1 protein-coding gene is annotated in these 290 nt (G+C 52.8%); it reads right to left on the reverse strand.

From position 1 onward, the window contains the following. Nucleotides 1–108 precede the first annotated feature (108 nt). Nucleotides 109–276, reverse strand: coding sequence for an RNA-binding protein (locus tag K6753_RS14865; protein ID WP_223677174.1), 168 nt, complete (start codon nt 274–276; stop codon nt 109–111). Nucleotides 277–290: the final 14 nt, after the last annotated feature.

Genomic DNA, 290 nt, shown 5'->3' on the forward strand with positions numbered 1-290 from the left:
TCCATGGATGACGAGATTTCGTGCAAGCGACGATGAAGGATCCGGCGTAAGGAGTGATGGAGCACTGAACGGATTCTTGATCGGCGACGCGTTCTGTGCTCAGATGAGTCAGGTGTATGAGATAGTGGTAGTACAACGCACTACGCCTGATTCCTTGTGGAGTGTCTCCGACGCAGCAATGACCTTGTCTGCGTCCTCTTTGTTCCAATAGCAGGCGAAAGCCGTGCCTTTTGACCGACCGGATTCTTGGTCGATGACGATACGGACGTATCTCAGTGGTCCAAACGCTC

The sequence above is a fragment of the Novilysobacter selenitireducens genome, assembly GCF_020026895.1.
Classification (GTDB): domain Bacteria; phylum Pseudomonadota; class Gammaproteobacteria; order Xanthomonadales; family Xanthomonadaceae; genus Lysobacter_C; species Lysobacter_C selenitireducens.